Here is an 11,464-nt window from a genome sequence, read left to right as displayed (position 1 = left end):
CCTGCTGTGCAGTTACCGCTTTCGCGAAAGCGAATACCAAAATTATAGTTAATAGTTTCTTCATCTTTTCTTGTATTTCAATAATCAGATTTGCAGCAAAATACTGCAAATCTGAGTTTTTTATGATTGATTATCTAACGTATAAGTAACCTGCGACTTGTTGAACATCTCCTTGATCATCCTTGTACTCAATGATGTAATAGTAAGTTCCAGTAGGTAACTTATCTCCTGCATCAATTGTTGTACGACCATTAGATATTCCTTCAAATCTACGATCAGCATTATTGTAATTATCTACGTTAAAGACTTCAACACCCCAACGATTGAATATACTCACGGTATTATCAAAGTTCTGGATTCCTTCAATGAAGAAGAAGTCATTTTGCATATTGCCATCTGGAGTTACTGCATTCCATATCGTTACTCTTCTAGGATCTGTATCTAGATAATCTGGAATACCATCATCATCACTATCATCATCTGATGGATCACCATTGTTATTAAGATCTTCATCTATAGTATCAACGCCATCATTATCATCATCATCATCACGATAGTTAGGTTCACCTTCACCATCAGTATTATTTAACTGACTAGGGTCTGCTGGATTGTCAACGATAATATCTCCGTTTGGATCCTCATAAGCATCACCAGGTGTTGCATCATATGCATCATCAATACCATCGTTATCAGAATCCTGACCTGAAGGATCCGTATCTGGAACACCATCCATGTTGAAGTCAAATGCTTCTGTATTATCAGGAATAGTATCACCATCAGAATCTAAGTCTAGGTAATCTGGAGTTCCATCACTGTCAGTATCTAATGGATTAACTCCATTACCTGCACCAGGAACTGTCTCATAGGCATCATCCAGACCATTACCGTCTAGGTCTTGTCCACTTGGGTTAATGTAACCATCAGTAGTTTGCCCTTCAATGTTATCAGGGATTCCATCACCATCACTGTCTTGATCTAAAGAATCTGGAATTCCATCTCCGTCAGTATCTTGATTACCTTCTACAACATCTAGTATTCCATCATTGTCATCATCGATGTCAATGTTATCAGTAATACCATCACCGTCAGTATCTCTATAAACAGTTGTGATATCGTCTGGCATTCCATCCATATCAATATCAACATTTGATGGGTCATTAGGATCATCAGAGATTACCGTTAATGGCATTCCCATAGGATTCTCACCAGTTACTGAAGCTTGATTATCAACAAATCCAGCTTCCAACTCTGCTGCCGAGACAATATGCTGAGCAGTTAGTGTTACTACTGCTCCTGGAGCAAGAGTCCCAACTAATCCACCACCTACAATTGTAGCATTAGGATCTGTAACAACCAAGTTAGATATCGTTAACTGACCAGTATTAGTCACTGTGATTTCATAAGTAATCACATCACCTACTTCATCAAAACTAGCGGTTAAGGCTGCTTTTTCCACAGTAAACTCAACAGGTCCCATCAATACAGTTTGAGTTATATCATCTGGATCACCGTCACCATCAGGATCAACATCTGCTGGATTATTAGGATCATCAGAATCATCAACTATTGGGTTACCTTGAGGATCATCAGAAATAACACTTGCTGAATTCAATACTTCACCAGCATCAAGATCTGCTTGAGTTATAATATGCTCTGCTGTAACTATAACTGTTTGTCCTGGATTTAATTGGGCAATAGGTAAACCACCAGTTATTGTTGCATTAGGATCTGTTACCACAACATTAGTCAAGGTTACATTTCCAACGTTAGTTACTCTCAGAGTATAAGTAATAATCTCACCTAATGAATCATACATTCCATCAGCTGCTGGATCAGCGGCTTTAGTCATTGTAATATCCGCAAGAGTATCAAGGTCTGTAATAGTAGGATCATCTGGAGTTGTTGTATCTGGATCATCAGAATCAACAGGCACTAGAGGATTACCTTGTGGATCGTCTCCTACTACACTTGCTGTATTCGTTACACTACCAGTATCTAAATCTGCTTGAGTAATAACGTGAGTAGCAATAGCAGTAACCGTAGCTCCTGGAGCAATACTAGCAACCGTTGATGGTGTAACAGTATTTGCATTAGGATCAGTAATTACCACGTTTGTAATTGTGGTATTACCTGTATTAGTTACTTCAATAGTATAATTAATCACTTCTCCAACTGTATCATAAGAACCATCAAGCGGTGCTTGATCAGTTTTAGTTATATCCAAACTAGAAGTTTGATCTACTACTGTTACCGTTGGATCTCCTGGATCACCATCTGCATCTGGTGCATCAAGTGGATTGTTAGGATCATCTGACTCATCTGTCGTTGGAACTCCATTAGGATCATTTCCTGTTACAGTCGCTACGTTTGTAAACATGCCTGCATCTACATCGCCTTGTGTTAATGTATGCGCAGCTGTTACTGTAACTGATGCTCCTGGAGCAAGAGTTGCAATCGTTGCTGGTGTAATCGATCCGGCATCTGCGCCTGGATCTGTTACAACTACATTAGTTAAGGTTACGTTTCCATCATTAGTCACTACAATAGTATAAGTAATTTGCTCACCTACCGTGTCATAACTTCCATCTGCTGGTGCGTCTGCTGCCTTAGTAATCAAAATCGTTGGATCTTGAGCTAATGGCTGTGATGTAACATCATCAGGATCACCATCACCATCTGGATCATTATCTAGCATGTTATCTGGATCATCTGATGTCTCATCAACAGTTTCTCCACCTGGCGTTGTTCCTGTTACTGATGCTTGGTTATCTACAACTCCTGCATCTAAGTCTGCTTGTGTAACTACATGCTCCGCTTGTACCGTGTGCATTGCTCCTGGCACAAGATCAGGAACTGGTAATCCGTTCACAATCGTTGCATTAGGATCTGTAATTGTTACTCCACTTATCGTTACGTTTCCTGTATTAGTAACTACGATATCATAAGTAATAACTCCATTCAATGCATAAGGTGCAGATGATGTGATTGCTTTTGTAAAGGCAAAACTTGGATCTTCATCTAACATCGTTACTGTTGGATCATCTGGATCCATATCGCCATCAGGATCTACATCTGCTGGGTTTGTTGGATCATCTGAATCATCAGTTGCTATTTCATTACCTAAAGTATCTTCTCCAGTTGCTGTTGCTGTATTGATTACTTGACCTGCATTTAAGTCTGCTTGAGTAATCGCATGCTCTGCAGCTAAAGTAACACTTGCGCCTGGCGCTAATGTTGCGATAGGTAAAGCACTCGTTATGGTTCCGTTTGGATCTGTAACGTTTACATTATTCAAGGTTGTATTACCATTGTTTGTTACAACAAGTACATAAGTAATCAACTCTCCTACCGTGTCATAACTTCCATCTGCAGCTGCTTCACTTAACTTAGTGATGCTGATGTCTGGAGTCATTACTATTGGTGTAATCGTAGGATCATCACTCGCTGGTGTATCTGGATCATCAGAAACTACTGGAGTTAATGGATTCCCTTGTGGATCATCACCGTCTATAGTTGCTACGTTTGTTACAGTTCCTAGGTCGATATCAGCTTGCGTAATGTTGTGCGTTGCTGTTACCGTTACTACTGCTCCTGGTGCCATCGTTCCGATGTTACTTGGAGTAATAGTGTCTGCCGTTGGATCAGATACTACTACATTATCTAATGTTGTTGTTCCTGTGTTAGTTACAACTATAGTATATGTAATTACTTCTCCTACCGTATCATAAGCTCCATCTGCAGCTGGATTATCAGCCTTAGTAATCGTAAATGAATCTGTTTGATCTATTACGGTTACTGTTGGATCTCCTGGATCACCATCTGCATCTGGTGCATCAAGTGGATTGTTAGGATCATCTGACTCATCTGTCGTTGGAACTCCATTAGGATCATTTCCTGTTACAGTCGCTACGTTTGTAAACATGCCTGCATCTACATCGCCTTGTGTTAATGTATGCGCAGCTGTTACTGTAACTGATGCTCCTGGAGCAAGAGTTGCAATCGTTGCTGGTGTAATCGATCCGGCATCTGCGCCTGGATCTGTTACAACTACATTAGTTAAGGTTACGTTTCCATCATTAGTCACTACAATAGTATAAGTGATTTGCTCTCCTACCGTGTCATAACTTCCATCTGCCGGTGCGTCTGCTGCCTTAGTGATTAGTACACTTGGATCTGTAACAGTATTAATTACTGTAGGATCATCTGGATCATTATCATTATCTGGATCAACATCTGCCGGGTTATTAGGATCATCAGAGTCTTCTTCAATCCTCACACCGCTTGGAGTTTCACCAGAAACAGTTGCGATATTAACTACCGTTCCTGCATCAAGATCAGCTTGAGTAATCGTGTGAACAGCAACAACCGTTACTGCATTTGCAACACCTGGATCTAAACTAGTTATAGTTGAAGGTGTTACTGAGTCAGCATTTGCATCACCAATTACAACATTAGTCAGCGTTACGTTACTTGTATTAGTTACTACAATATCATAAGTCACTTGTTGACCTACTGTATCATAAGGACCAGTACTTGTAACTGCTTTAGTAATATCAAAACTAGGTGTTTCATCTAGCGGAGTAATCGTAGGATCATCATCGGCTGGAGTGTTAGGATCATCAGAAGCTACTGGACCTACTGGATTACCTTGAGGATCTTCACCTGTACCGATTGCTACGTTTAACACGCTTCCATTATTAAGATCTGCTTGATCTATAATATGAGAAGCTGTTACTACCGCACTCATTCCTGGATTAAGAACCGCAATTGGGTTTCCACCTGTGATAGTTGCATTTGCGTCAGTAATGTTGATGTTAGTTAATACCGTGTTACCAGTATTAGTTACCGTGATTAAATAATCAATTGATTCACCAACGGTGTCATAAGAGCCATCGCCACCTGTTGTAACTTTCTCAATATCAAACTCATCTGTTTGATCGATTATAGTTACTGTTGGGTCATCTGGATCGTTATCATTGTTAGGATCGTCATTTGTAGGATTATCAGGATCATCAGAATTATCTGTTACTATTGTTCCATTAGGATCTTCACCCGTTGCTACCGCCACATTTGTCACCATTCCAGCGTCAATATCTGCTTGAGTGATAATGTGAACCGCTGTAGCTGTCACTGTTGCTCCTGGCGCTAGAGTTGCAACACTTGAAGGTGTTACACTGCTTGCGTTTACATCAGTAATTGCCACATTAGTTAATGTAACGTTACCGGTGTTAGTAACTACAATAGTATAAGAGATTTGTTCTCCTACTGTATCATAAGAACCATCTGCTGGTGCATTTTGAGCTTTAGTAATCGAGATATCTCCTGTAGGAACTAATGGTGTATTAGTTGCATCATCTGGAGTACCAGTATCTGGATCATCAGAAACAATAGGACCAGCTGGATCACCATTAGGATCATCTCCACTTACACTAGCTTGATTATCTACTGAACCAGCATCAAGATCTGCTTGTGTAATTGCATGAGTTGCAACTGCAACCGTGCTCATTCCAGCACCAAGACTAGCAATTGTAGCCGGTGTAATAGAATCTGCATTTGAATCTGTAACTACTATGTTGCTGATCGTTGTATTACCAGTATTAGTAATAGTGATATCATAAGTGATTACTTCACCTACTGTATCATAAGCACCATCTACAGCAGCTCTATCTACTTTAGTTACCGTGTAAGACGTTGTAATGTCCATAGGTACTACAGTCGGATCATCAACTTGAGGAGTATTAGGATCATCAGACCCGATAGGTCCAATAGGATCGCCTTGTGGATCGTCCGCTTTCGCGAAAGCGGTATTAACCACACTTCCTGCATCTAAATCAGCCTGTGTAACTACGTGTGTAGCTGTTGCTGTTACCGCATTTGCAGCTCCTGGAAGCACACTTGCAAAGAACGAAGGTGATAACGTGTCTGCATTTGCATCAGTCACAACTACGTTTGAAGCTGTTACATTTCCTGTATTTGTAATCACTATTGTATAAGTAATCACTTGACCGACTGTATTGAATGTACCAGGCGTTGCTGCTTTGGTAATATCAATTTCAGCATTCTGATCAATAGGTGTTACCGTAGGATCATCTGGATCATTATCTCCATTTGGATCAGCATTTGTAGGGTTGTTAGGATCATCAGAATCATCTGTTACCACTGTTCCATTAGGATCAGTTCCCGTTACCACTGCTGTGTTAGTTACTGAACCTAAATCAAGATCTGCTTGAGAAATTGTATGGGTTGCAGAAACATTAACACTAGCGCCTGGTGCAATGCTTGCAATTGTTGCTGGAGTAATACTTCCCGCATCAGCATTAGCATCTGTTACCGAAACGTTAGTAAGTGTCGTGTTACCAGTGTTAGTTACTACTAAATTATAAGTAATAACTTGGTTCAACGCATTATACGTACCTGGTTGTTGTTCCTTAGTAATAGTAATATCACTTTGTGGAGCTAGAACAGTTACTGTAGGATCATCTGGGTCACCGTCATTATTAGGATCATCATTCGCTGTGTCCGTTGGGTCATCTGACTTATCAGTAACTGGCGTTCCGTTAGGATCAAAACCAGTAGCTGTCGCTTGATTACTAAATTCACCTGCATCAACGTCGGCCTGTGAAACCGTGTAAGTTGCTGTGAATGTTGTGTTATCTACATCACCTGGCTCTAGTGTTACTGGAGCACCCATGATTCCAACTCCTGGATCACTGATGAATACATTAGTTAATGTCTGATTACCATTATTAGTAACTGTAAATACATAACTAATCGTTTCACCAACCTGTGCAATTCCATCATTATTTGTGTCATTGAACGTTGCTTCCTTAATTAAAGTAATCGATGGGTCAGCTGGTAATAGAGTTACCGTATCATCATCTGGATCACCATCATTATCTGGATCATCATTTGCTGGATTATTAGGATCATCTGAACGATCTGTAACAGGATTGTTATTAGGATCTTGACCTGTTCCAGTTGCTGTATTCACAATTGAGCCAGAGTTAACCTGCGCTTGAGTCAAGGTTAAAGTTGCAACAAATGTTGTGTTATCAACCTGACCTGGAGTCAATGTTATAGTCGTTGCTGGAACAGCTACTAGAGCATCTGTTACTGCAATGTTACTCACTGTTACATTTCCTGTATTTCTTACCGTAAATGTATAAGTGATTGTTTCATTTACCTGAGCAACGCCATCATTATTCTCATCGTTGAACACTCCTACTTTAGTAAGTGAGATCATAGGATCTACACCTAAAGTAGTCGTAGTTGCATCATCTGGAGTTGTTGTCGTCGGATCATCAGATGTATCACTTACTGGATCACCATTAGGATCATTTCCTTGAGCTGTCGCAAGATTAGTTACATCACCATTATTTATATCACTTTGTAAAAGTGAATAAACAGCAGTAAAGGTTACTGAATCAGACTGACCTGGATCAAGATCGATAGGTCCACCTGAAAGCACAATGCCTGGCAAAGGATCTGAAATCATGATACCTGTAACCGTTTGGTTTCCTGTATTGGTCACCTCAAAGGCATAAACAATTGTTTCTCCTACTTGAGCAATTCCATCACCATTTTGATCTTGGAAAGTACCGGTTTTAGTAAGTACAATTTCTGCATTAGGAACTAACGGTGTGATCGTTGGGTCCATATCTGGAGTCGTTGCGTCATCTGGATCATCAGAAACAACTGGACCAGCAGGATTACCATCAGGATCGTTTGCATTTACTGTAGCTTGATTGCTTACTTGTTCAGCATTTAAGTCAGCTAACGTAATTGCATGAGTTGCTGTAACATCTACAGAATCACCAGCCGCAAGAGTTGTTATACTACTAGGATTCACTGAGTCTGCATTAGGATCTGTTATTGCTAGACCGCTTAATGTAGTGTTACCAGTATTTGTAACTGTTATTGTATAAGTAATAACTTCTCCAACGGTATCATAAGCACCATCAGTTGCTAGAGCGTCTGTTTTAGAAACTGTATAACTTGATGTTTGAGTTATAGTAGTATTTGTTGGGTCATTATCACTAGTAGGATCAGCTGGATCATCAGATTGATCTGTTACATTGTTACCGTCAGGATCTTTTCCTGTAGCATCTGCTTGGTTAGTAACAACACCAGCATCAATATCTGTCTGTGTTACTGTGTGCGTAGCAGTAGCATTTACAACATCTCCAGGATTCATTGTTGCAATTGTAGCTGGAGTAATTGAACCAGCGTCAGCATTTGCATCAGTAATATTTACACCTGTAAGAGTCGTTGTTCCAGAGTTAGTTACTGTGATATCATAAGTTATCACATCACCAACAGCTGTAAACGTACCAGCTCTTGCCACTTTAACTACAGTGATCTCATCTGTTTGATCAATAGGAGTTACCGTTGGATCATCTGGTTCACCATCGTTATTATTATCAACATCTGGTGTTCCAGCTGTTGGATCATCAGAATCATCTGTTACGGTCATTCCATCTGGAGTATTCGCTGTAACAACTGCTTGATTAGTTACAGTTCCTGCATCAATATCTGCCTGAGTTACTGTATGCGTAGCTGTTACCGTTGCCGTCATACCAGGATCTATAGATGCTACGGTGGCAGGAGTAATTGAACCAGCGTCAGCATTTGCATCAGTCACCATTACGTTAGTCAATGTTGTAGAACCAGTATTAGTTACAATCATTGTATAAGTAATAACATCATTTACAGCTGTAAATGGACCAGCGCTCGCCGCTTTAGTTATCGTTACACTATTATCTAATGGACCTAAGTTAGTTATCGTAGGATCATCAGGCGTTATCGTAGTTGGATCATCAGAAGTGTCAGTTACTGGACCATCTGGTGCAGTAGCATCAACTGTTGCTGTGTTTGTCACAGTTCCTAAATCAATATCTGCTTGTACTAATGAATAAGTTGCTGTGAAAGTCGTCATGTCTGAAGCACCAGGTGCTAAAGTTGCAATAGGACCACCTGCAACAGGAACTATAGGATCACTAACGGTTACTCCAGTTAATGTTGTATTTCCAGTATTAGTTACTACAAATACATAAGAAATAGTCTCATTCACTTGTGCAAATCCGTCTCCGTTTTCATCATTGAAAGTACTTTGCTTCGTAATTTCAACTGAAGAGTTAGGTGTCAACGGCGTTACCGTAGGATCATCATCTGCAGGAGTTGATGGATCGTCAGATGGTTCTGGCGTTAAAGGATTTCCACTTGGGTCATTACCATTAGCTGTTGCTTGATTTTGCACTTGACCTGCATCAATATCAGCTTGTGTAATAGTATAAGTCGCTACAAAAGTGGTATTATCACTAGTGTTAGGATTCAATGTTATTGAACCTGGTGTAGGAATTAATGGATCTGTAACCGTTACATTACTGATCGTTTGATTACCAGTATTTGTTACAGTAATTACATAGTCAATAGTTTCACCAGCATCTGCCACTCCATTTGCAATGACGTCATCATTAAGTGTTGCCACTTTAGTAACTTCAAAAGCAGAGTTTGCAGGTAGTGCTGTTACCGTAGGATCATCTGGCTCACCATCAGCATTATTATCATTATCTGGTGTTCCAGGAGTTGGATCATCAGATGTATCTGTGGTCACCGTTCCATTAGGATCATTACCTCTTACTGTAGCTTGATTCTCAAATGAACCATTGTTTATATCAGCTTGAGTTATTACGTAAGTTGCTGTAAATGACGTATTATCTACACCATTTGGAGCAAGTGTTATCGGTCCACCAGATACATTAACTAATGGATCGTTAATTACTACATTACTTAATGAAACGTTACCAGTATTTGTTACTTCAAACACATAAGTAATAGTTTCTCCTACCTCAGCAATTCCATCGCCATCATCGTTGAATGTACCAGTTTTAGTCAATTCAATTGATGGAGCTGGAGCAAGTGGTGTTACTGTAGGATCATCTGGATCACCATCATTATCTAAATCTGTATTTACAGGGTTAGAAGGATCATCAGAAAAGTCACTTACGTTAGTCACAACATTACCATCATTATCTGTTCCTGAAACAGTTGCCGTATTTGTTAACTGTCCATTATCGATATCAGACTGAAGAACTACATAAGTACCAGTGAATGTCGTGTTATCAGTTGCTAGAGGAGCTAATGTCGGTATAGGTCCACCTACCACTGTTATTAATGGATCAGAAACTGAAACATTAGTTAAAGTCGTATTACCAGTATTCACTACGATGAACTGGTAAGAAATTGTTTCTCCTGCTTGAGGAATACCATCTCCGTTTTCATCATTAAATGTTCCTACTTTCCCTAAAGAAATATCTGGATCTCTTACTAATGGCGTAGTTGTAGGATCTTCAGCTACAACAGTAGTTGGATCATCAGACATATCTGTTGTTCCACCATCTGCAGTACCAGTTGCTCTGTTGATTACTTCACCAGAATCTACATCAGATTGTAATAAAGTATATACACCAGTAATAGAATTATCACTAGCACCTGGAGCAAGTGACGCTATTGTTCCTGTTACAACAACTCCTGGTAATGGATCAGTTACAACTATATTAGTAAGTGTCGTATTTCCTGTATTGATAACATTAAACACGTAGTTGATCGTTTCACCAGCTTCAGAAATACCATCTCCGTTTGTATCCACCCAAGAACCTATTTTCTCTAATGTGAAACTAGGAGCTCCGTTAAGTGGAGTGATTGTAGGATCATCACCTGTAGGCGTGTCTGGATCATCAGATACGATAGGTGTTAATGGTGTTCCATTAGGTGGAGTTCCAGAAACCGTTGCTTGGTTGCTGAATGATCCACTATCAATATCTGTTTGAGAAATTACATAGGTCCCTACAAATGCCGTTGTGTTCACTTCACTAGGATCTAAATCAATAGTTCCTCCTACTACTGTTACGCCAGCTTGTTCTGTAACATCTATATCAGTAATAGTTGTGTTACCGTCATTTTCAATTCTGAAGTTATAAGTAATCGTCTCGTTAGCATCTGCTGTACCGTTACCGTTTTCATCGTTGAACGTATCTGTTTTAGTTATAGTTAGACTATCAGTTTGAGTGATAGGAGTTACCGTAGGATCTTCTGTTCCACCTGGAACCGGATCATCAGATTTCACTGGTCCTACTGGAGTTCCAGAAGGATTTTGAGCCGTTACTGTAGCTTGATTTACTACTTCACCTGCATCTATATCTGCTTGAGTAAGTGTATGTGTTGCAGTAACTGTCACTGCATTTGCAGTTCCAGGAGCAATACTAGCAATTGTAGATGGAGAAATACTTCCAGCATCTGCGATTGGGTCACTTATCGTTAAGTTTGATAACGTACTTGTTCCTGTATTCTCAACAGTTATCGTATAAGTTATCACATCACCTACTGCACTAAATGGTCCAGCACTTGCCGTTTTTGTTACCGTAAAACTATCAGTTGAAGGTAATGGCGTTGTTGTTGGATCATT

General features: G+C 39.8%; 1 protein-coding gene (running past one end of the window). It reads right to left on the bottom strand.

The window, feature by feature from the left end:
- Window positions 1–130: 130 nt before the first annotated feature.
- A protein-coding gene (locus ACSHWW_RS13580; protein WP_435683010.1) for a DUF7507 domain-containing protein crosses the window boundary here: on the bottom strand, window positions 131–11,464 show its final stretch. It continues 15,945 nt past the right edge of the window; only the last 11,334 of its 27,279 coding nucleotides appear in the window; its start codon lies off the right edge, out of view; it ends in the stop codon at window positions 131–133.

Source organism: Nonlabens sp., assembly GCF_051251825.1.
Taxonomy (GTDB): Bacteria; Bacteroidota; Bacteroidia; order Flavobacteriales; family Flavobacteriaceae; genus Nonlabens.
This window is presented reverse-complemented; position numbering and strand designations above follow the sequence as displayed.